The following is a 24365-nucleotide window of genomic DNA, read 5'->3' on the forward strand; positions in this document are numbered from 1 at the left end:
AAGAGATTAGAATTTGGTGAAATCTACCAAATGCTATTGAACAACCTTTGAGATACATTTGAGAAATGCCTGAACTTAGATATGTTTAAACAATGCTAATAGATGTTTTTGATGAAATTTCTCTCCCTGTCGTATTAACAACGACAGTTTAAACAATTCGTTATACTATATCATACTCGGTCATCTCCTTTGGCTAACCAAAAGAGATGACCGAGTGGCCAAGACGGGAAAGAATGACAAGTTGTGGCATGATGAATTGTTCATTATCCTCCTCCTAAAAATGACCAAAATCACACTACAATTGTAAAATAATATTGATTATTTTTAGTTAAGTTTGGAAAACAAGGGGCGTAGAGGAAGAATATATGGGCATATCCTTTGTGAACCAAATTCCTATAATATAAATATTAAGCGAAGTACCATGGCTGTAACGATAACAAGAGTATTCGACTTGCTTCAATACAATTTAGAGAAATTTCCAAAGGAAGAATTTGTTAGTGGTAAAATAAACGGAAAGTGGGTAAAATACAGTACCCAAAAGTTTTGTGATACCGTAGATGCACTGAGTCGTGGCCTGATTGGCATCGGAATAGGAAAAGAATCCAGGGTAGCGGTGATCTCACCAAACAGACCTGAGTGGAATATCACCGATTTCGCCATCATGCAAATAGGTGCGTATCAGATACCACTTTACCCAACCCTCGCAGAGCACGACATCAAGTTTATTCTTGAAAATGCAGCCGTTACGGTTGTGTTTGCAGCCGATGAAGCCCTTTATAAAAAACTAAAAAACGTATGTGCAGAACTGAGTTCGGACATAAAAGTATACACGTTTAATAACGTGCCGGGTGCCGATAATTGGTCTGTATTGTTAGATGATGGTGCAACACAAGCTCAGCTAAATCTTGATGAGTATAGAAATCAAATAAAACCTGAGGATATCCTCACACTTATCTATACTTCGGGAACAACCGGAACACCTAAGGGAGTGATGCTCACGCATGATAACCTGGTTAAAAATTTCGAGAATTCAGCGGTGCTTTTGCCAGAAGGAATTACAACGGGTTTGAGCTTCCTGCCGCTGTCTCATATTTTTGAACGGATGGTTGTTTACCTGTACATGTACAGCAATACAGCGGTTTATTATGCCGAGAGTATGGATACTATTGTGGCTGATATTCAATTTGTAAAACCTACCGTTTTCTCTACCGTTCCAAGATTATTGGAAAAAGTATACGAAAAGATCATGGAAAAAGGCAAAGCGCTTACCGGTATTAAAAGGGGAATCTTCTTTTGGTCGGTAGCCCTGGCAGAGAAGTATGAAATTGAAAGCGGATGGTTCTATAATTTTAAATTAGGCATTGCCAGAAAATTGGTATTTAAAAAATGGCAGGAAGCCTTGGGTGGCAACATCATTGTTATTGTTTCGGGCGGCGCGGCATTAAATCCGCGGTTGGCAAGAATCTTCTGGGCGGCAGATATGCCGGTATTTGAAGGTTACGGACTAACCGAAACATCACCGGTAATTACAGTAAACCATTTCGGTAATACCATGTTTGGTACCGTTGGGCCTGCAATTAAAGGGGTAGAGGTAAAGATTGCCGAAGATGGAGAAGTTTTGGCGCGCGGCCACGACATTATGAAAGGCTACTACATGCGCGATGACCTGACTGCCGAAACTATAGATAAAGATGGTTGGTTTCATACCGGAGATATTGGTGAGCTGGTAGGTGGTAAGTTTTTGAAAATCACAGACCGTAAAAAAGAGATATTTAAAACGGCAGGTGGCAAGTACGTGGCCCCTCAAATGATAGAGAATAAATTTAAGGAAACTCCTTTGGTGGAACAGGTGATGGTATTGGGCGAAAATCGTAAGTTTCCATCTGCTTTAATTGTTCCTAATTTTGTAGCGTTAAAGACCTGGGCAGAGAAAAAGGGAATTGGGTATACTACCGATGCTGAAATGGCAAAGGATCCGAATGTGTTAGAAAAGTTCCAGCAAATCGTTGAGTTATCTGGTAAAGAATTTGGTAAGTGGGAGCAGGTTAAGCGCTTCGCCCTGTTGCCGAAACAATGGAGTATTGACGGGGGTGAACTTACCCCTAAGCTAAGTTTGAAACGGAAAGTTATTCTGGAAAAGAATAAAGATATTATAGAGAAAATTTATGCTGACGCGGAGAATTACAAAGAAGAGAAACACACATAGGAACATTGTATTAGCTTTAATTACAGGATTAATGCTATCGGGGTGTGTTGGGGGACAGCTTGGAAAGCATAACAGCAACCAGTATAGAAACGGAATGGTGGTTGCTGCCAGTCCGCTTGCCTCTAAGGTTGGCCTTGGTATTTTAAAAAAAGGCGGTAACGCGGTTGATGCTGCGGTTGCCGTACAGTTTGCACTGGCAGTAGTTTATCCTAATGCCGGTAACCTGGGTGGTGGTGGCTTTATGGTTTATCGATCTGCTTCTGGAGAAACCAATAGTTTAGATTTTAGAGAAAAAGCAGCAGCATTGTCATCAAGAGACATGTACTTAGATTCTGCCGGTAATGCCATTACCGATAAAAGTTTATACGGCCATCTGGCTGCCGGTGTTCCCGGCTCTGTAGCCGGAATGGTTGAAGCACATCAAAAATATGGTAAACTGAAATGGGCCGATTTAATTGAACCATCTATAGAATTGGCAAGAAATGGTTTTAAAGTAAGTGCCAGGCAGGCCAGAGAGCTTAACGGATTAAAAGAAACGTTTACCAAATTCAATCCAGATGGTACTGCTTTTTTGAAAGCAGGCGATTGGGTTGAGGGTGATGTTTTGCAGCAGCAAGAGCTGGCCAATACTTTGGAGCAGATTAGAGATCATGGCCGCGCCGGGTTTTATGAAGGTGCTGTTGCCGATAGCTTAATAGCCGAAATGCAACGCGGACAAGGCATTATCTCCAAAGAAGACCTTAAAAACTACAAGGCAGTTTGGCGTAAGCCCACGATAGGTAACTATAAAGAATATAAAATTATTACGATGCCTCCGCCGTCAAGTGGTGGTATTGCTTTGTTGCAGTTGCTTAAATCGGTAGAGGCTTATCCCTTAAAAAGGTGGGGTTTAAATGCTGATTCCACAGTTCAATTGGTGGTTGAGGCCGAACGTCGGGTATATGCTGATAGGGCTGCCTATCTTGGAGATCCTGATTTTTTTAAAGTGCCGGAGCAGCAGCTTGTAGATTATGCTTATATAAAAAGCAGGATGAGCAACTTTAGCTGGAACAGGGCAACGCTAAGTGCAGAAGTTAAAGAAGGTAAATTAAATACCCCTGAGCATGAGGAAACCACACACTTCTCTATTGTAGACAGGGATGGAAACGCGGTATCAATAACTACAACATTAAACGGATCCTACGGTGCAGCTGTAGTTGTAAAAGGAGCGGGTTTTTTGTTGAACAACGAAATGGATGATTTCTCCGTAAAGCCCGGAACGCCTAATATGTATGGTTTGGTTGGTGGCGAAGCCAATGCCATTGCACCAGGCAAGCGTATGCTAAGCTCCATGACGCCAACCATTATCGAAAAAGATGGTAAGCTGTTTATGGTAGTAGGTACACCCGGTGGTTCAACCATTATTACTTCGGTTTTTCAAACGATATTAAATGTAATAGAGTTTGATAAAAATATGCAACAGGCTGTGTCGGCCAAAAAGTTTCATCATCAGTGGTTACCTGATGAGGTTTATACTGAAGAAAATACGCTTGATAGCTTAACTGTGCTAAAACTTAAGGCTAAAGGGTACAATATTATCCCTCGCGGACCAATAGGCAGGGTAGATGCGATATTGAAAACCAAGTGGGGATATTATCAGGGGGGTGCCGACCCTCGTGGCGATGACAGCATTGCTGCATGGTAGTTTTGTATAGTATATAGCACAGTGGCTTTATCTCTAAAGACCTGTTAAAGATGGTTTTGGCTGTTTGGCCTGAGTATTGAATAATTGAACTGGAATTAAAAAGATTCCGATAATTATTTAAAAACTCGATCTATGAAACTAAGACTATTTAAATGTTTACCCTTAGCTGTTGCAGCGCTGTTTGTTGGCGGTGCAGTTCAGGCTCAGGATTCAACAGGGGTAACAACTAGCGATGCAAATAAATTAAATACGTGGTCTATTGGTATAAATGGCGGTGCATTAGCGCCAATTTCTCCACTAGGAGGGAAAAATGATTTCTCTAATTGGAAAAGCAACTTCGGTTACGGATTATACATTAAAAAACAATTTACACCATATTTCTCACTGCGTTTAGATGGGGTAAGAGGTAAATTGACTGGTGATAATTCGGAACCATATAAAAGTGGAGCGGTAAACGATAGCCCGATCAGTGCTTTCGAAACTACTCTGGATTATTCGGCAAGCTTAAATGCTGTAGTGAATTTGTTTAATATTGATATGTTTAATAAAAACAATGCATTGCAGTTATATGCCTCAGCTGGTGCCGGTGTTGCTGGTTATAAAGTTAAAACTGCCACTGGTGGTGGTGAGTTGGCTGACTTTAAAAACGGCGAAACACTTAATGAACTGGTTATTCCGGTTGGTGTTGGTGCTAAATTTAAATTGTCTGACAGGATGAACCTTGATTTAGGCTGGACAATGAACTACGTTGATGACGACAATCTTGATGGTTATTATCGCGGAAGCAATGATAAATACTCATATGCTTATGGTGGTTTAGAGTTTGCTTTGGGTAGCGGTCAGAAACAACTGGCATGGCATAATCCTGTAGCTTTAACTTATGATGAGGCGTTACAGGCTAAGCAAACGGCCAATGCATTGAAAGGCGATCTTGAAGCTCAGAAAGCTGAAAACCAGAAATTAAGAGGCGAAATGAACGATCTGTTGAAAGATACAGATGGTGATGGTGTTGCCGATAAATTGGATAAATGCCCGGATACTCCTGCAGGAACTGTAGTTGATGGATCTGGATGTCCGTTAAAAGTACCAGCTCCGGTTGAAAAAGTTGTTATTACAGAAGCTGATCGCAAGGTTGTTGCTGATGCAATTAAAAACTTAGAATTTGATTTGGGTAAAGCTACAATCAGATCAAAATCATATGCTACTTTAAATCGTGTAGCTGCGCTATTGGTTGAGAAAAACTTTAGTTTAAAATTAGCGGGTCATACTGATAATACAGGATCTGATGCGTTAAATATGAGATTATCAAAAGCTAGAGCAGAATCTGTAAAAGCTTATTTAGTGTCTCAAGGAGCTAATGCTTCTCGTGTTGAGGCGACTGGATACGGCGAGAGTCAGCCTATTGCAAGTAACAAAACTGCAGCAGGCCGTCAGAAAAACAGAAGGGTAGAGTTTACGCTTTACTAGTCTGAAACAGTATTAAGTTTAAAAACCCCACTCTAAAAGAATAGAGTGGGGTTTTTTATGATATAATATTTTGTAAATTATACTTGCAAACTAATTATTATTTCAATAGCTTTGTTATGCAAGCATAGTATTTAATGAAACAACAGGAGACAATAGACTATTTTTTAAAGGTAGTGTGGCAAAACATGGCCAATACCTATAACCAGATCGCGTCCGGATTCGGAATAACGCAGGCAATTGGTTATGTATTAATTAATATTGACAAAGAGGGGACGGCAGTATCTCAGCTTGCAGGTTTACTTGGGGTCAAGGCAACGAGTTTGTCCAGAATGCTAAACAATATGGAAGAACTGGGGTTAATATACAGAGAAACTTCTGCTGGGGATAAGCGATCGGTTAAAGTTTACCTTACTGATTTTGGTCGCGAGAAAAGGCAGCTGGCAAAAGGGGTTGTTATTTCATTTAATGAGTATTTAAATGAAAATCTAAACTCCCACGAGAAGAACAATTTGATACTATCCTTACAGAAACTAAATAAACTGACTTTAGCTTATAAAATACCTGAAGAAAACGGAGGAAATAAAGGCTAACCAGGTAACAGCTTGATAATCATTAAAAGCAAAAATATACTGATGGAAATGATAAACAAAAAGATAAATAAGGTAGCGGTATTGGGATCCGGAATTATGGGATCGCGTATTGCCTGTCACTTTGCAAATATAGGTGTTGAGGTCTTGCTGTTAGATATTGTGCCAAAAGAGGGGCCAAGAAATGGTATCGTTGATACCGCATTGCAAACCGCTGTAAAAACCAATCCCTCGCCAGTTTATTCCAAAAAGGTACTTAACAAAATTACTACTGGTAATTTTGATGATGATATGGCTAAAATTGCAGGTTGCGATTGGATAATAGAAGTCGTTGTAGAGAATCTGGATATTAAGAAAAAAGTCTTTGAGCAGGTAGAGCAGCATCGTAAACCGGGTACTTTGGTTACTTCAAATACTTCCGGAATCCCTATTCATATGATGGCTGAAGGCAGAAGTGACGATTTTAAAGCTAATTTCTGCGGAACGCATTTCTTTAATCCCCCTCGTTACTTAAGGCTACTTGAAATTATACCTACTGCGCATACCAAACCTGAGCTGGTAGATTTCTTGATGCATTATGGCGATAAGTTTTTAGGTAAAACCACGGTTTTATGTAAAGATACGCCTGCATTTATAGCGAACAGGGTTGGTGTGTATTCTATTATGGCATTGCTACATCTGGTTGAAAAGATGGAGCTGACGGTAGAAGAGGTAGATAAATATACCGGTCCGGCTTTGGGCCGACCAAAATCGGCAACTTTCCGTACTACTGATGTGGTAGGGCTAGATACCATGATTAAAGTTGCCAAAGGACTTTATGATAATTGTCCGGATGATAAAGCACACGATCTTTTTAAGCTTCCGGCTTATGTAGAAAAGATGGAAGCCAATAAATGGCTCGGTGATAAAACCAATCAGGGTTTCTATAAGAAAACAAAAACTGCAGAAGGCAAAACAGAAATTCTTGCCCTTGACTTAAAAACACTTGAATACAGACCGCAGGTAAAAGTTAAATCGGCTACGCTGGATTTGACCAAACCGATTGAAAACGTAAGAGACAGAATGAAGGTGTTTGCTGCGGGTAAAGACAAAGCAGGCGAGCTTTTCAGGGCTTCGTTTTTTGGCTTGTTCGAATATGTATCTGACAGGATTCCAGAGATATCTGATGAACTATATAGAATTGATGATGCCATGCGTGCAGGTTTTGGATGGGACTTAGGTCCGTTTGAAGTTTGGGATGCCGTAGGTATAGCAGAATCTATTGAGGGCATGAAAAAATATGGACACGAGGCTGCGGCTTGGGTTCATGAAATGCTTGCTGCGGGTAATACATCGTTTTACAAGGTAGAAGATGGGGTTCGTAAATATTATGACATCCCTACTAAAAGCTATAAAGCGGTGCCAGGTACAGAGGCATTTATTATTCTGGATAATTTAAGGGCCAACAAGGTGATCTGGAAAAACTCCGGTGCATCCATTATTGATTTGGGCGATGGAATTATTAACGTAGAGTTTCATTCTAAAATGAATACCATTGGTGGCGATACTTTACAGGCCATTAATAAAGCCATTGATATGGCAGAGCAGGATTATAGGGGGGTGATTATTGGAAATGATGGTGCAAACTTCTCGGCCGGGGCCAACGTAGGGATGATCTTTATGATGGTGGTTGAGCAGGAGTGGGACGAGTTGAATATGGCGATAAAGACGTTCCAGAATACTTCTATGCGCATCAGGTATTCATCTATCCCGGTAGTTGTTGCGCCACATAACCTTACACTTGGTGGTGGGTGCGAGTTCAGCTTACATGCTGATCACGTGCAGCTTAATGCCGAAACCTATATGGGTTTGGTTGAGTTTGGTGTAGGGGTTATACCCGGTGGTGGTGGTACCAAGGAGTTTGCTTTAAGGGCATCTGATGAGTATAATGACGATCAGATTGTTCAAAATGTGCTTAAAGATAGGTTTTTAACTATAGGTATGGCTAAAGTTTCTACCTCGGCTGTTGAGGCTTTTGAGCTGGGTTACTTGCAGAAAGGTAAATATTCTATTTCTATGAACAGGAGCAGGTTAATTGCAGATGCCAAGGCTAAGGCAATTGAACTTGCCGATGCAGGTTATACCAAGCCGGTTCAGCGTAAGGATATTAAAGTTTTGGGTAAACAAGGCTTAGGCATTGTTTATGCAGGTGCTAATACCATGTATTCGGGCCATTACATCTCCGAGCATGATAAAAAGATCTCTGAGAAATTAGGTTGGGTAATGTGCGGAGGTGATCTTTCATCGCCAACAGAAGTAACAGAACAGTATTTACTGGATTTGGAAAGGGAAGTGTTTTTATCGCTTTGCGGCGAAAGGAAAACGCTTGAACGGATTCAGAGTATTGTAACTAAAGGCAAGCCATTAAGAAATTAATTTTTTGATTAAAAAAGATAAGACATGCAAGAAGCATATATTATAGCAGGATATCGTACCGCAGTAGGCAAAGCCCCTCGTGGTGTATTTCGTTTTACGAGGGCAGATGATCTGGCAGCTGAAGTAATCAGGCATTTGGTAGCATCTATACCCAATCTGGATAATGAGCAAATTGATGATGTGATTGTAGGTAATGCTACGCCTGAAGCAGAACAGGGACTAAATATTGGTCGTATGATATCGCTGATGGGTTTAGGTACGGATAAAGTACCAGGTGTTACGGTTAACCGGTATTGTGCATCGGGCTTGGAAACTATTGCTACGGCGGTAGCCAAAATTAAAAGCGGCATGGCCGATTGCATTGTTGCCGGTGGGGTTGAAGTGATGTCGGGTATGCCTTTTGGCGGTTGGAAGGTCGTTCCGAATGCCGAGGTTGCCAGGGTTAATCCGGATTGGTATTGGGGAATGGGCTTAACTGCTGAGGCAGTTGCCAAAGAATATAATGTGAGTAGGGAAGATCAGGATGAGTTTTCTTATCACTCGCATCAGAAGGCTGTTGAAGCCATTAAGAACGGTCATTTGAAAGATGGGCTTTTGCCAATTACGGTAAATGAAAACTACCTGGATGCCGACATGAAAAAGAAAACCAGAAGCTATGTAGTGGATACTGATGAAGGACCAAGAGCAGATACTTCGGTAGGGAAACTGGCTAAATTGAAACCTGTATTTGCTGCTGATGGTTGTATTACTGCAGGTAATTCTTCTCAAACATCTGATGGTGCTGCGTTTGTACTGGTTGTTTCTGAAAAGAAAATGAAAGAGCTGGGTGTTGAGCCTATTGCACGTTTGATAAGCTATGGCATTGCCGGGGTGCCTCCGCGCATTATGGGAATTGGGCCTATCTATGCCGTCCCTAAAGCTTTGAAACAAGCGGGTATGACGCTTGATCAGATTGAATTGATTGAATTGAATGAGGCCTTTGCCTCTCAGTCGCTAGCGGTTGTTAGAGAATTAGGCATCAATAAAGATATTTTAAATGTTAACGGAGGTGCCATTGCGCTTGGTCACCCGCTTGGGTGTACCGGTGCCAAGCTATCTGTGCAGTTGTTTAATGAATTAAAAAGAAGAAAACAAAAATACGGTATGGTAACCATGTGTGTGGGTAGCGGACAAGGTGCGGCCGGTATTTTTGAAATGCTTTAATCTTATAGGTATTATGGAAACTACAGACAAAAAGACTATTAAGGGTGGAGAGTTTTTGATAACAGAAACCACTTATCAGGATGTATTTATTCCTGAAGAATTTGATGAAGAGCAAAAAATGATTGCGCAAACTTGTCGAGATTTCCTTGCAGCAGAGATATATCCAAATCTTGATCGCATTGATACGCAGGAAGAAGGGTTGATGCCTTCGCTAATGGATAAAGCCGGAGAACTGGGTATTCTGGGTGTATCTATACCTGAAGAATATGGCGGTTTTGGAAAGAACTTTAACACCTCTATGCTGGTAGCTGATGTTATTGGTGCCGGTCACTCTTTTGCTGTTGCGCTTTCTGCTCATACGGGAATTGGTACTCTGCCTATTCTGTATTATGGAAATGCTGCCCAAAAAGATAAATATATTCCTAAGCTGGCAACTGGCGAATGGAAAGCAGCGTACTGCTTAACTGAACCAAACTCCGGTTCTGATGCCAACTCTGGTAAAACAAAAGCAAAATTAAGTGCTGATGGTAAACACTATGTGATCAATGGTCAGAAAATGTGGATTACCAATGGTGGTTTCGCTAATGTGTTTATTGTGTTTGCCAAGATTGATGACGATAAAAACCTAACCGCATTTATTGTTGAGCGTGAGTTTGGTGGCATTACCATGAACCCTGAAGAACATAAGATGGGCATTAAAGGTTCGTCGACCAGACAGGTGTTTTTTAACGACTGCCCTGTACCTGTTGAGAACATGTTATCTGAGCGCGAAAACGGATTTAAAATTGCTGTAAATATCTTAAACATTGGAAGGATTAAACTGGCAGCTGCAGCTATCGGTGCTTCTAAATCTGTTATAGATACGGCTATTAATTATTCGAATGAGCGCATTCAGTTTGAAAGGCCTATCTCTAAATATGGTGCTATCCGCTATAAACTTGCTGAGATGGCTTCTAAAGTTTATGCTGTGGAGTCGGCTAATTACCGTGCGGGTCAGAATATCGATGATGCATATGATACTTTAGTTGCGGGTGGCATGGATGCCGGTAAGGCGAAATTAAAATCTACAGAGCAGTTTGCTGTTGAGTGTGCTATTTTGAAGGTATGGGGATCTGAAGCGTTAGATTATGTGGTTGACGAAGGTGTGCAGATTTATGGTGGTATGGGATTCTCGGCGGAAGCGCCTATGGATAGGGCTTATCGCGATGCGCGGATTAACCGGATATTTGAAGGTACCAATGAGATAAACAGGTTGCTTACTGTTGACATGATGTTGAAACGTGCAATGAAAGGCGAACTGGATCTGATGACTCCGGCAACTGCTGTTGCGGGTGAGCTGATGTCTATCCCTGAATTTGGTGAAGAGGATGATACTTTGTTTGCTGCGGAAAAGAAAACCATTAAAAACCTTAAGAAGGCTACGTTAATGGTTGCTGGTGCTGCCGTTCAGAAGCTGATGATGAGCTTGTCTAAAGAACAAGAGATTCTGATGAATATTGCTGATATGGCTAGCTATATTTATGTAGCTGAATCGGCAATGTTGAGAACGGAGAAGCTGGTAAGTATCAGGGGTGAAAAGGAATGTGAGGGGCAGTTGAATTTAATGCGCATTTACTTTGTGGAAGCTGTTGACGCGGTTCAAAAGGCTGGTAAAGAAGCGCTATGGGCGTTTGCCGAAGGTGATGAACTGAGGATGATGATGGTTGGCTTGCGCAGATTTACTAAAGCAGAGCCGTTTAATGTTAAAAATGTTCGCCAAAGTGTGGCACAGCAGCTGATAGCTGCAAATAGATATTGTTACTAACTTATTTTATACTAGAAGTAACATTTCATAAATAAACTGGGCGCCCCTAAAGTATTAGGGGCGTTTTTTATGGATTGTAATGGTCATGTTATCACCACTTTGTCATTGGTAATTTATTTCAGCATCCCGCAAAAGAAAAGAAACCCTGCAAGTCCGAGATGCTGAAATAAATTACCAATGACAAGTTAGAATATTCTCTTTAACAATTTCCCAACTTTTACCCCCTAATTGTTAAAATTGGTTAAAAATTGTTCTATCGCCAATAAAAGACTATTTTTGTGCATTATGTTAAAAAATAGGCTTTTATTAGGGATAGCTATCGTCGTTGGTGTTTTAGCCGCGTGTACAAAACCTGAAGTCTATGATGAAAAGGCTCAGTTTGAGATTGATGAAACGATAATTAAGGACTGGGCAGAGGCAAATGAGGTTACTTTAACAAAAGATACGAGCGGGCTTTATTACAGAATTGATTCTGCTGGTACAGGAGCCGACGACCGTGCCCCGACTGATACGTTAACTGTAGAGTATGAAGGCCGCTTAATGACCGATTCAGTTTTTAGTGAGGCTACCGCTGATAATCCGTTTAAGTTTATTCGCGAAAGCGTAATGCCGGGCTGGAGAATAGGTTTGTCTTTAATTAAGCCAGGTGGACGGATAGAGTTACTGGTGCCCTCAAAGCTGGCATATAAGAATTACCCTACTCCCGGAGTACCGGCAAATTCTGTATTATATTTTATTATTGATTATAAAAAAGTTGCTAAAAAAGTAGATAAACAAAAATAGTATGTTAAAAAAAATTACCTCATATACCTTTCTTATAGTGGGTTTGATTCTTCTAAATTCTTGTAAAAAGGAATATGAGTCCATTCAAAGTATAGATGATGCTAAAATAAAAAATTACATCTCAAGCAATAATATCACCGATGCAGTTGAAGATCCTGATAAAACAGGATTTTATTATCAGATTAAAACACAAGGAACCGGAGAGCTTTTGAAGACTACCGATTCCGTTTTGTATTCTGTATCTGTAAAATCGTTGCTTAACGGAACTAATTATTATACTACTCCTGCAATTTCTAACTTGGGAATGTATGTAGGATATGCAAGTACTTTTGCTTATGCCAATACAGGTATCCAGCTACCAAGTTTAAGGAAAGTATTACAGGCACTTAAGCCAGGTGGCGTTGCAAGGATTTTATTGCCTTCGTACCTTGCATTTGGGAAAAATGGAGCTACTCTTTTAAACGTCCCTTCAAATGAAAATATAGAATTTACGGTTACTACTTATCCTGAAAAGTCTCAAAGATTATTGGACGATAGAAGAATCAGAGAGTTCATACAATCAAAAGGATTAACGGCTACAAAAGATCCTTCAACCGGAGTTTATTATTCTGTTATCCAGGCGGGTACAGGTACCGAGGTTATTGATCTTGCTTCAACTTTGAAAGCGAAGTATACAGGTCGTACACTTGATGGAACTTCATTTGATTCTAATACTGATGGAACATTTTCAACCACACTACTTGAAGTTATTTCTGGCTGGGAAGTGTTGACGAAATTTACAAAGGGCGCAAAAGTTAGGATTTTCATCCCATCTTCAGAGGGTTATGGAACTACAGGGAAAGTAAATCAAACAACAGGGCAGTACGATATTCAACCTAATATCTGTTTAGATTTTGATATCGAAATTGTTGATGTTACCAATTAATTTGATGAGTTAAACGGGATATACCTATTCGTTTAGGGCATCCTTAAAAACTTTTAATACTCTTTCTCTTGCAAAAGCATGTTCAACTATAGGTTGTACATGCTTTTGTTGTTTATACTCAGGTAACCACTGGTTGATATAGGCTTGATCCGGATCAAATTTTTTGGCCTGAAGTTCCGGATTAAATACCCGGAAGTATGGTGCAGCGTCGTTCCCGCATCCGCATGACCATTGCCAGCCTCCAATATTGCTGGCCACTTCGTAATCCAATAATTTCTCTGCAAAATAGGCTTCGCCCCAGCGCCAGTCTATTAATAGATGCTTAGTTAAAAAAGAGGCTACTACCATGCGTACCCGGTTGTGCATATAGCCGGTTTGATTGAGTTGTCTCATTCCGGCATCTACCAGTGGATAGCCGGTTTTGCCCTCACACCAGGCGTCGAAGTCTGATTCGTTGTTTAGCCATTGGATGTTGTCGTAAGCAGGCTTAAAGGACTGATGCACGATTCTGGGGAAGTGCCAGAGGATCATCATATAAAAATCCCGCCAGGCAAGTTCGGATAGCCACTTGTCTGCCCCTTTTTTTAAAGCTTGTTTGGCAGCCTTACGGATGCTTATTGTGCCAAAACGAAGGTGCATGCCAATATGTGTAGTTGCATCAACAGCAGGGAAATCTCTTTTGTCTTCATAATCGGTAAGTTTACTGCTGAAGTGCTTTGAGGGGTACTTTTGGCTCGATTCTTTGAACCCGATTTCTACTAAAGTAGGTAATGGAAGAGGGGGTATTTTTAAAAGATTGTTGAAGTAATTGTTTGTGGGATATGACTTAACATAAAATTCATTAAGCTTTGCCTTCCATTGGTTGAAATAGGGGGTGAAAACGGTATAGGGCTTTCCGTCGTCCTTTAAAATCTCGTTCTTTTCAAAGATGACCTGATCTTTTAATGTTTTAAACTCAATTTGTTCCGATGCAAGATATTCTGCCAACGCATCATCTCTTTCAATTGCACCAGGCTCATAATCATGGTTGGCATAAACAGTTTTTACATGGTAGGTTTTTAAAATTTCGATCCATACTTCTTCAGGTGTGCCATGTTTAACGGCTATGGTAGATCCCAGTGTTTCAAGTTCGGAGTGAATTTCCTGTAAGGTGTGATGTATAAAAGTTACTCTTGGATCTTCCGGGTTTGAAAGTTTTCTGAGAATCTTTGTGTCAAAAATAAAAAGGATCAGCACGGAGTATGGGCCTCTTAGCGCTTCATAAAGTGCTGCATTGTCATTTAATCTCAAATCTCTTCTGAACCAGCAAATACTTACTTCTTCTTTCACTACTTGTAAATATCGGTTAATGCATCTTCCAGGTGGGTGTATTTAAATATGAAACCTGCATCCAGGAGTTTTTGGGCAGATGTGTTTGTGCTTATGAGCGGGAGGATACTCATTTTTCCGAGAATCATTTCCAGCACTTTTTCCGGTACATGTATTGGCCATACCGGACGTTTTATTGTTTTTGCTATTGCTTTTGTTAAGGTCTCATTGGTTACCGGAAAAGGGGCACAGGCGTTGTAAACGCCATGGTACGATGGATTCTCTACTGCTGAAAGAAACATGTTTACAATATCATCAACGTGTACCCATGGCGTCCATTGCTTCCCAGTGCCAAGAGGGGCGCCAACAAAATAGCGGATGGGCCTTTCTAAAGCCGCCAACCCACCTTCTGATTTGCCAAGAACAAAGCCAATTCTGAATTTAACTATTCGCAGGCCAGCTGAGGCGCCTTCATCAACAGCCTCTTCCCATAATTTACAGCATCTGGAAAGAAAACCTGTGCTGGTCCCTGATTCTTCAGTCAATATTTCATCGCCGCGATTTCCATAGTAACCAATGGCGGAGGCAGAAATAAAGGTTTTTATAGGCGCCTGTGTTTCTTTAACGGTTTTATAAAGCAATTGGGCGGACATTACCCTACTATCTATAATTTGTTGTTTACGTTCTTTTGTCCACTTCTTTTCTGCAATGTTTTCGCCTGCCAAATGAATGATGGTGTCTATCCCCTGCAGGCAGTCTGGGTCTATGGTCTGTTTGTAAACATCCCATAAATAGACGGTTGCATTTTTTATGCTGGTGGCTTTCCTTGTTAGTACGGAAACTTTATGCCCGGATTCATGTAGTGCATTTATTAGTTTTTTGCCTAACATGCCGGTAGCTCCTGTAATCAAGATTTGGTTCTTCATACTTTTATAACCTATGGTTTTAACTTTAAGTTTTGCGAAAAGCGCTTTTTATGCCTTTGATTTGTTTCGCTAGTGTAAATATTGGGGTTGTGATTCTTATTCGGATAAAAAATCGTATATTTTTGTAAATAGTACACAAAACTCAGTTGCAAGTTAATGAAGTCTAAGAAAATATTGGTGTGGTTCAGGAATGACCTTCGCTTACATGATAATGAAATGTTAGTTGAAGCAATTGCTAAATCGGACTGTATTTTACCTATTTATTTTTTTGATCCCCGACATTTTGAGAGTACTTCGTTCGAAACAGAAAAAACAGGAGCACGCAGAGCACAGTTTTTGTTAGAAAGTGTTTCATCTTTGAGAGCAGCATTTCAAAAATTAGGAGGGGACATCTTGCTGATACAGGGTAAACCTGAAGAGCATATACCAGCCATTGTTGAGCAGTTAGAAATTTCTGAGGTTTATCATCATAGAGAAGTTGGTCCCGAAGAAACTATAATATCTACTTATGTAGAGGATGCTTTGTGGAAGCAAAGGATTAATCTAAAACATTTTATTGGGCATACACTTTATAATAAAGAAGATTTACCTTTTCCTATTAAAGATATTCCAGATGTATTTACTCAGTTTAAAAAGAAAACAGAGCGCGATGCAATTGTGAAGTCCTGTCATGAATCTCCATTAGAGATTGCTTTTGTTGAAAATGAGAATTGGGGTGCACTTCCTTCATTATTGGAGCTGGGATTTGTGGAGGCCGGTTTTGTGAGTTTTGATAATGACGCTAAAGGAGGAGAATTAGATGGGCTGGAGCATCTAACGGAGTTACTTAAACCCGGATCAGATATTTATATTAAAAGTACTTCAAAAGTTGCCGCGGATAAGCAGGGTTTTTCTTCTAAAATTTCCGGATGGCTTTCGTTCGGTTGTCTTTCGCCAAGAAAGGTTTATTGGATGGTTAAAGAGGCCGAAGCGAGCTTTGGTGCCAACCCTAATTTTAATCAAATATTATTGGGATTGCTTTGGCGCGATTACTTTAGGTTTATGTTTAAAAAACATGGAATTAAGTTTTTCCAGGAACCAGATTTTGAAGAACTGATCTTATCGCCCGTTGAAGTTGATGAGACTTTACTGAAAAAATGGAAAGACGGGGAGACAGGACATTTGCTTGTTGATAAATATATGAAGGAGCTTAATGACTCTGGATTTATTCCTCATGGAGGCCGCTTAGTCGTTGCTACTTTTCTGATTCATGTTTTAAAAATTCATTGGACAATTGGGGCTGCATATTTTGAAGAAAAGCTGATTGATTATGCTCCTGCGAGTAATTGGGGTAACTGGGCAAATGTTGCAGGTGCCGGCCTTGACCTTAAATCGAAGAACACATTTGACCTTGATAAACAAATGAAAATTCTGGATGTAGTATCTCCTGATGCTGCGTCTCTTGTCTGATATTCTTGTCTAATAACTGGCGCTTTTGAGCAGTTATTAAAAAAATGTTAAACAAAAATTGTTTTTTAAACAAACTTGTTTAACATTTGTTGTTCAATATAGTGTGAAAAAATTCTCAATTAGCGACATAGAAAGTCTTATAGGCATAAAAGCACATACCATTAGGGCGTGGGAAATCCGGTACAATCTTGTGCCGCCTAAGCGGACATTGACCAACATCAGGTATTACGACGAGGAGGATTTAAAGTCCCTTTTAAATATTGTTACGCTTAATGAGAATGGCTACAAGATCAGTAAGATAGCCAAAATGAGTAAGAAGCAGATCTCTGATCTGGTTACTCAGCTTAAAGCAGATTGGAATAATGATTCGGTTCAGATGCTTAGCCTATCTAACGCTACTATCGACTATGATGAAGTAGCTTTTTCTAATACTTTAGCAGGATGCATTGAGGAAATGGGGTTGATTAAAACTATGGACCTTGTGCTTTTCCCTTTTATGAAGAAGGTTGGGATGCTTTGGCAAACCGGTGCTATCGATCCTTCTCATGAGCATTTTGCTTCTACCCTGATAAGGGATCGTATCATTGTTGAGATTGATAAAGTTGAAAAACCGCATAAAGATGAGCCTAAACGATTTCTGCTCTTTTTGCCTGAGGCAGAGATGCACGAAGCCGGTTTGCTATTCGCCAGATTTTTATTGAAAAACTGTGGGCAGGATACACTTTATCTTGGTTCGGGAATACCTTATGCTGACCTGAAAAAAATTGTGGCCGCTTATAAACCAGATTATTCGTTTATTGTGTTAACCTCCTTAAATTTAGGCAAAGACATTAATAAAGTTGTAGGAAAAGTGATGGATAATTTGAATGTGCCGTTGTTAGTGGCAGGGAGTTTGATATCAGAATTTGACATTCTTGTGAAGGATCAACTGACACCATTGAAAAATGTTTGTGATATGGTTGAATTTCTTGAAGATTTATAAGGAAATTTACCTGTTTATTAAGGTAAAAAAACCTAATTTTGCAACACTTATAGCAATTCACACATAATGGATAATTTATCTTATCTCAACGGCGCAAATGCCGAATACATAGAATCCGTATATCAGTCTTATAAACAAGATCCTAATTCTGTTGAGTTTGGTTGGCAAAAGTTTTTTGAAGGCTTTGATTTTGGAAGAGGGTCTTCCGGAACATCGGTTAGTTCAGAGACTCCTGAGCATTTTTTAAAGGAAATTAATGTTCTCAATTTAATCAATGGCTATCGTCAGCGTGGTCACTTATTTACCCAAACCAATCCGGTAAGGGAAAGACGTCACCATCTACCTACTTTGGACATGGAAAACTTTGGATTAACAAAGGCAGACCTGGACACTGTATTTAATTCTGGAATTGAGATTGGTATTGGAGCAGCTAAGCTTAGTGATATAATTGCTTTTTTAAAGCAAACTTATTGTCGCTCTATTGGTGCAGAATATAAGTACGTACGTACTCCTGAAATCCTTTCGTGGATTGAAGAGAAAATGGAGAGCGCACGTAATACGCCAAACTTCTCTATTGATGAGAAAAGAAGGATATTAAAGAAATTGAATGAAGCGGTTAGCTTTGAGAACTTCCTTGGAACCAAGTTTCTTGGTCAGAAGCGTTTTTCTCTTGAAGGAGCTGAGGCTTTAATCCCTGCCCTGGATTCGGTAATTGAAAAAGGCGCAGAACTTGGAATTGAAGAGTTTGTAATTGGCATGGCACACAGAGGGCGTTTAAACGTTCTTGCCAATATCATGCAGAAAACCTATAAGGATATCTTTGCTGAATTTGAAGGCAAGGGTTACAGTGCCGAGTCTCCTTTTGGAGGTGACGTGAAATACCACCTCGGGTACTCAACTGATGTTACCACAAACAATGGTAACAGTGTGCATTTGAGTTTATGCCCTAACCCTTCTCACCTGGAAACAGTGAATGGGGTAGTAGAGGGTATGACCAGATCTAAAATTGATTTTAAATACGGTGGCGACAATGCACGTATTGCACCAATTTTGATACATGGTGATGCTTCTGTTGCAGGACAGGGTATTGTTTATGAAGTAATTCAGATGGCTGGTTTGGATGGTTATAAAACTGGTGGAACAATTCACTTGATTATTAACAACCAGATTGGTTTTACTACCAACTATAAAGATGGTCGTACCAGTACTTATTGTACTGATATCGCTAAAGTAACATTATCGCCGGTATTTCATGTGAATGGTGATGATCCTGAGGCTTTAGTTTATGCGATTAATTTAGCAATGGAATACCGTCAGAAATATAAAAATGATGTGTTCATTGATATTTTATGTTACCGTAGATTTGGCCATAACGAGGCCGATGAGCCTAAGTTTACTCAACCCCTTCTATATAAAAGCATAGAGAAGCACGCTAATCCGCGGGATATTTATATTCAGCAACTGATTGGCGAGGGTAAACTTGAAGCAAGTTTAGCCAAGGAAATGGAGAAGGAGTTCCGTGGCATATTACAGGAACGTTTAAATGAAGCGAAAGAAATAACTTCTACTTATCATGAGGTGAAATTTGGCGGTGCGTGGTCAGACATGCGTTTAGCTACACCTAAGGATTTTGAAACTTCTCCAAATACTTCCGTTAAGAAATCAACACTACTTGAAGTTGCGAAAAGAATAAGCACGCTTCCATCAAATAAAAAGTTTTTTAAGAAAATAGAGAAGCTTTTTGAAGAGCGCAGTAAAATGGCAAATACTACTCATGTGTTCGATTGGGCAATGGGTGAGCAATTGGCTTATGGTACTATCCTTGCGGAAGGAAAAAGAGTGCGTTTAAGCGGACAGGATGTAGAACGTGGAACATTCTCTCACAGACATGCGGTTATAACCCTTGAAGATTCTGAGGAAGAATATATCCCATTGGCAAACATTTCTGATCAACAAGCCCCGTTTGATATTTACAATTCGCATTTATCTGAGTACGGGGTACTAGGTTTTGAGTATGGTTATGCAATGGCTAACCCTAATGCGCTTACCATTTGGGAAGCTCAGTTTGGCGATTTCTTTAACGGAGCGCAGATTGTGATAGATCAGTATATTGCAAGTGCAGAAACGAAATGGCAACGTGAGAACGGTTTGGTAATGTTGTTGCCTCATGGTTATGAAGGACAAGGTCCGGAACACTCCTCTGCAAGGATTGAGCGTTTTATGGAACTTTGTGCTGATTACAACATGCAGATAACGAACTGTACTACTCCGGCTAACTTCTTCCATGCATTACGCAGACAGTTTAAACGTGATTTTAGAAAACCTTTGGTCGTGTTTACGCCTAAGAGTTTATTGCGTAATCCTCAATGCGTTTCGAAACTTGCTGAGTTTACTGATGGTAAATTTCAGGAGGTTATTAACGACGAAAATGTTAAAGCAGCTGATGTTAGAAGAGTATTATTCTGTTCTGGTAAGATCTATTATGAGTTGTTAGAAAAACAACAAAAAGATCAAATCAAGGATGTTGCTATTGTTCGTGTTGAGCAGCTTTATCCAACTCCATTGGCGCAAATGGAAACTGTATATGCGAAATACAAAAATGCTAAAGAAGCAGTTTGGGTACAGGAGGAACCTGAGAATATGGGTGCATGGCCATATTTGTTGCGTAAATTAAGAAGAACTATCTTTAATGATATTGAACTGATTTCAAGAAAAGAAAGCAGCAGTACTGCCACCGGATTTGCAAGACAACATGCAGATCAACAGGCTTATATTTTAGCTAAAGCTTTTGAAGCTCCTGTTACTGAAACAGAGAAAAAGATTGCTAAAAAATCAGTGAGTAAAGTTTATAATGTAGATTAGAAAAAATAATACATCAGTTATGAGTATAGAAATAAAAGTTCCGCCAGTAGGCGAGTCGATAACCGAAGTTGTTTTATCACGTTGGGTAAAAAACGATGGGGATGTAGTTGAAATGGACGAGGTAATTGCTGAATTGGAATCTGATAAGGCAACGTTTGAATTAACTGCGGAACAAGCCGGAACTTTAAAAACAGTAGCTGCCGAAGGCGATACACTTGCCATTGGTGCTGTAGTTTGCAAAATTGAAGATGGTGGCGCTGCACCTAAAGCAAAAGAAGAACCCGCTAAAGAAGAAAAACCTGCTGCTGCTGCAGATAAGGCTGCAGCCCCTGTCGCTGAAAAAGGCAGTGAAAATTATGCTACAGGAACTCCTTCTCCTGCTGCCGGAAAAATCCTTGCTGAAAAAGATGTTGATCCAGCTTCTGTAAAAGGAACAGGTGTTGATGGAAGAATTACTAAGGAAGATGCTGTTGCTGCAGAGAAATCTCAACCGAAAGCTACGGCTCCTGCTGCTAAAGCTGCCCCTGCGGTAACTGCTGTTGCAGGTTCAAGAAATGAGCGCAGAGAGAAAATGTCGCCATTGCGTAAAACAGTTGCTAAGAGATTGGTTACAGTTAAAAATGAGACTGCAATGTTAACTACGTTTAACGAAGTTAATATGAAGCCGATTATGGATTTGAGAGGTAAGTATAAAGATCAGTTCAAAGAGAAATTTGGCGTAGGCTTAGGCTTTATGAGTTTCTTTACTAAAGCTGTTTGTGAGGCATTAAAAGATTTCCCGGCCGTAAATGCTAAAATTGATGGCGAAGAGATCGTTTATAATGATTTTGCTGATATCTCAATTGCAGTATCTGCTCCTAAAGGATTGGTTGTTCCGATCATTAGAAATGCAGAAAGTATGAGCCTTGCTCAGATCGAGAAAACTGTTATTGAACTTGCTACTAAAGCGCGTGACAGCAAATTAACTATTGAGGAAATGACTGGTGGTACATTCACAATTACTAATGGTGGTGTGTTTGGATCTATGATGTCTACTCCAATTATTAATGCTCCTCAGTCTGCAATTTTAGGTATGCACAATATCATTGAGCGCCCGATTGCTGAAAAAGGAGAAGTTGTAATTCGTCCGATGATGTATGTGGCTTTATCTTATGACCACAGAATTATTGATGGAAGAGAGTCGGTAGGCTTCCTGGTAAGGGTTAAGCAATTGTTAGAAGACCCAGCTAGATTATTGTTAGGCGTTTAATCGCTTAAACTATATAGAAAAACCCCAATGTTTTTAAGCATTGGGGTTTTTTATTTATTTGTGTGTGTTTATATTTTTCGTACTCCGCCTGATCCGGATACGGATTTTTGAATTGTAGGATTGCCTGAGTAGCTTATATTTCCTGATCCGCTTATCGCTGCATCAATGCTTTTCTGAACATCTATGTATACGTTCCCTGATCCACTTACGTGAGCAGAAACCGTCTCTACTGAGAAGCTCTTGCCTGAAAAAGTTCCTGAGCCACTGATACTGATTTCAGATTCCTTGGCCTTTCCGTTAATTGACAACCCACCTGAACCGCTGATTGCGCCTTCGAAATTAGTTACACTTGCGGATGCTTTGATATTGCCAGAACCGCTTACTGCAACGCTTAGTGAAGAAGAGTTGATTATTCCTTCAACATCTATACTACCGGAGCCGCCCAATCCTAATGAAGTGATCTTCTTTGCGGTAATATAGGCTGTGATTTTTGCGTTTTTGAATTTTTTATACCAGTCGTTCCATTTTGTTTTTGGTTTAATGGTCAGTACACCATTTTTTACCTCAGTAATAAGGTTATCTATGGCCTCTTGATCGCCTTCTAATCTAAGACTTTCTGTATTGCCGAGCTTAACTTTTGCATTAATAGAACCACCAATCTCGATACCTGTAAAATGGCTTACCTGTCTCTGTTGATTTGAGTAATATGTTGATTTGTTGGTTGGATTAGAAGCTTGACTTGCTATTCCCAATGCCAGGAATGCCAGGATTAATATTGATCTTATTTTTTTCATTTTGCTTAGGTTTTTCTATATGACGCACAGAACTGCAATTAGTTGCACCATCTTTAAAAAAAAATCTATGACTTTTTAAGTTTAATATAGAAGTTCCGATCTGCTTTGAAAGTATTTGCTGTTACGCCTTTGCCCAATTCGGCTGTTTTCCATTGAGTAGTTGGGTAGAGGAGGGAAAAGGTGTTTTCTTTTAAGCTTACTTTAACCGGCATGTCAAAATTCTTTACATCGGCTAGCCATCTGTATGATAATTTTGAGCCTTCAATTTTATATTCTAATGTTGGAATATTCGCATAACGAAGGTATTGGTCAAATACCTTATCCAGCTTTAAGCCACTTTGCCTTGCTATATAATTCTCAACTTCTTGCGTGGTAACAGTTTTATGATAGAATGTTTTATTTAACCCCCTTAATATGCTTCTGAATTTTTCATCATTATTGACCAGCTGACGAATGATGTGGATCATGTTTGCTCCCTTGTAATACATATCACCAGATCCTTCTTTATTCACGTCATATTGTCCAATAATTGGAATATCGTTCTGGATGTTATGTCTTATACCCACAACATAATCTGATGCAGCTTGTTTTCCATGTTCTGATTCCGTGAATAGCGTTTCAGAGTAGTTTGTGAAGGCTTCATGAATCCACATATCGGCTATATCTTTTGAGGTGATGTTGTTTCCAAACCATTCATGTCCGCTTTCGTGAACAATGATGAAATCGAACTTTAGACCCCAGCCTGAGGCGGACAAGTCTTTTCCAAGGTAGCCCATTTTAAACTGATTGCCGTATGCAACGGCACTCTGATGCTCCATGCCCAGATGAGGTGCCTGAACAAGCTTATAGCCGTCCTCATAAAAAGGGTAAGGGCCAAACCAATGCTCAAAGGATTTTAACATGGGTTTCACATCTGCATCCCAATGGGGATGGGCTTTTAGGCTATCCTCTTTAAGTGCCCAGTAATCAAGGGATAGCTCGCCTTTTTCGCCCTGGTACTGATCAGACCAATGTGCGTATTTGCCAATATAAAAGGTTACGTTGTAGTTGTTTATTGGGTTGGCGACAAACCAGTTGTATTGCGTGTAGCCATCTTGTTTTTGAACAGTGCTTCTTAAGCGTCCGTTTGAAATATCCTGAAGGTCCTTCGGCGCAGTTATACTAATAAGCATACTATCCACCTCATCGCTTTGATGGTCCTTGTTTGGCCACCAGCAGCTGGCGCCAAAGCCCTGGCAGGCTACAGAAACCCACGGGTTGCCAGACTTATCTTTGGTAAAGATAAAGCCCCCATCCCAGGGTGGGTTCTTTGCTATAACAGGATTGCCTGAATAATATACAGTAAAGCTTTCCTTTGCATCTTTTTTAATCTCAACAGGGAAAGTTACAAATACTGCATTGAATTCTCTTTTGTAAGGAAGCTCAGCACCCTTAAATACAATTTTATCAACCTTAAGGTTATCGAACAGGTCAAATTGCAGTTTGCTGAAGTTTTGAGTAGCTGTAAATTTAAATTCATTGCTTCCGCTGATGAATTTATCATCAATGTTTATTTTAACATCAAGATGGTAATAATTGACATCGTAGCAGGTTCTTAGTGAAGTAAGTGCACCTCTTAGGCTATCAGCCCTGGAAGATTTTTCGGCCCCCGTAAGTAGCTGTGCCTTTGCAAGATTTATTGTACACAGTAACGCAATCGCACAGAATAATAGCTTCTTCAT

The 24365-nt window shown here is 40.0% G+C and carries 17 protein-coding genes; 13 read left to right on the top strand and 4 right to left on the bottom strand.

Annotation, left to right across the window (positions count from 1 at the left end; translation table 11 throughout):
• The first annotated feature begins 421 nt into the window (after positions 1-421).
• The 9 genes from AC6CH7_RS15580 (at position 422) to AC6CH7_RS15620 (ending at position 13074) form a co-directional block, all read left to right on the top strand.
• On the top strand, positions 422-2206 hold the full coding sequence (locus tag AC6CH7_RS15580) for an AMP-dependent synthetase/ligase (RefSeq protein WP_498263630.1): 1785 nt from the start codon (positions 422-424) through the stop codon (positions 2204-2206).
• Between the two features lie 31 nt (positions 2207-2237).
• Positions 2238-3890, top strand: a complete 1653-nt coding sequence (gene ggt / locus AC6CH7_RS15585) for a gamma-glutamyltransferase (RefSeq protein WP_498263758.1) — start codon at positions 2238-2240, stop codon at positions 3888-3890.
• Positions 3891-4022: 132 nt separating this feature from the next.
• Complete coding sequence (locus AC6CH7_RS15590) at positions 4023-5357, top strand: DUF6089 family protein (protein ID WP_498263631.1); 1335 nt, start codon at positions 4023-4025, stop codon at positions 5355-5357.
• Between the two features lie 134 nt (positions 5358-5491).
• Entirely contained in the window at positions 5492-5947 is a 456-nt protein-coding gene (locus tag AC6CH7_RS15595) for a MarR family winged helix-turn-helix transcriptional regulator (protein ID WP_498263632.1), read from the top strand.
• A gap of 48 nt (positions 5948-5995) precedes the next feature.
• Positions 5996-8359: a 3-hydroxyacyl-CoA dehydrogenase/enoyl-CoA hydratase family protein gene (locus AC6CH7_RS15600; protein WP_498263759.1), complete on the top strand. Its 2364-nt coding sequence runs from the start codon at positions 5996-5998 to the stop codon at positions 8357-8359.
• A gap of 24 nt (positions 8360-8383) precedes the next feature.
• Entirely contained in the window at positions 8384-9562 is a 1179-nt protein-coding gene (locus tag AC6CH7_RS15605) for an acetyl-CoA C-acyltransferase (RefSeq protein WP_498263633.1), read from the top strand.
• 13 nt (positions 9563-9575) lie between these two features.
• Entirely contained in the window at positions 9576-11366 is a 1791-nt protein-coding gene (locus AC6CH7_RS15610; RefSeq protein ID WP_498263634.1) for an acyl-CoA dehydrogenase FadE, read from the top strand.
• A 285-nt stretch (positions 11367-11651) separates the two neighbouring features.
• On the top strand, positions 11652-12149 hold the full coding sequence (locus AC6CH7_RS15615; RefSeq protein WP_498263635.1) for an FKBP-type peptidyl-prolyl cis-trans isomerase: 498 nt from the start codon (positions 11652-11654) through the stop codon (positions 12147-12149).
• Position 12150: 1 nt separating this feature from the next.
• On the top strand, positions 12151-13074 hold the full coding sequence (locus tag AC6CH7_RS15620; protein WP_498263636.1) for an FKBP-type peptidyl-prolyl cis-trans isomerase: 924 nt from the start codon (positions 12151-12153) through the stop codon (positions 13072-13074).
• Positions 13075-13098: 24 nt separating this feature from the next.
• On the opposite strand, the gene AC6CH7_RS15625 is transcribed toward AC6CH7_RS15620, so the two are convergent.
• On the bottom strand, positions 13099-14403 hold the full coding sequence (locus AC6CH7_RS15625; protein WP_498263637.1) for a cryptochrome/photolyase family protein: 1305 nt from the start codon (positions 14401-14403) through the stop codon (positions 13099-13101).
• The gene (locus AC6CH7_RS15630; protein WP_498263638.1) at positions 14403-15308 is read right to left on the bottom strand and encodes a TIGR01777 family oxidoreductase; all 906 of its coding nucleotides are present in this window, start codon (positions 15306-15308) and stop codon (positions 14403-14405) included. The genes AC6CH7_RS15625 and AC6CH7_RS15630 overlap by 1 nt, the downstream gene beginning before the upstream one ends.
• Positions 15309-15464: 156 nt before the next feature.
• Here AC6CH7_RS15630 and AC6CH7_RS15635 point away from each other — a divergent pair, with 156 nt between their 5' ends.
• The 4 genes from AC6CH7_RS15635 to odhB all read left to right on the top strand — a co-directional run bounded on the left by AC6CH7_RS15635 (position 15465) and on the right by odhB (position 21850).
• Positions 15465-16757: a DASH family cryptochrome gene (locus tag AC6CH7_RS15635; protein ID WP_498263639.1), complete on the top strand. Its 1293-nt coding sequence runs from the start codon at positions 15465-15467 to the stop codon at positions 16755-16757.
• Between the two features lie 103 nt (positions 16758-16860).
• Entirely contained in the window at positions 16861-17739 is an 879-nt protein-coding gene (locus AC6CH7_RS15640) for a MerR family transcriptional regulator (protein ID WP_498263640.1), read from the top strand.
• 66 nt (positions 17740-17805) lie between these two features.
• Positions 17806-20601, top strand: a complete 2796-nt coding sequence (locus tag AC6CH7_RS15645) for a 2-oxoglutarate dehydrogenase E1 component (protein ID WP_498263641.1) — start codon at positions 17806-17808, stop codon at positions 20599-20601.
• 19 nt (positions 20602-20620) lie between these two features.
• Entirely contained in the window at positions 20621-21850 is a 1230-nt protein-coding gene (odhB, locus tag AC6CH7_RS15650; protein ID WP_498263642.1) for a 2-oxoglutarate dehydrogenase complex dihydrolipoyllysine-residue succinyltransferase, read from the top strand.
• Positions 21851-21918: 68 nt separating this feature from the next.
• Here the strand turns inward: odhB and AC6CH7_RS15655 are convergent, their stop codons facing one another.
• Together AC6CH7_RS15655 and AC6CH7_RS15660 are read right to left on the bottom strand one after the other, a co-directional pair.
• The gene (locus AC6CH7_RS15655; RefSeq protein ID WP_498263643.1) at positions 21919-22644 is read right to left on the bottom strand and encodes a head GIN domain-containing protein; all 726 of its coding nucleotides are present in this window, start codon (positions 22642-22644) and stop codon (positions 21919-21921) included.
• A gap of 65 nt (positions 22645-22709) precedes the next feature.
• Positions 22710-24365, bottom strand: coding sequence for a M1 family metallopeptidase (locus AC6CH7_RS15660; RefSeq protein WP_498263644.1), 1656 nt, complete (start codon positions 24363-24365; stop codon positions 22710-22712).

It is taken from the genome of Pedobacter sp. GQ55, from assembly GCF_059758925.1.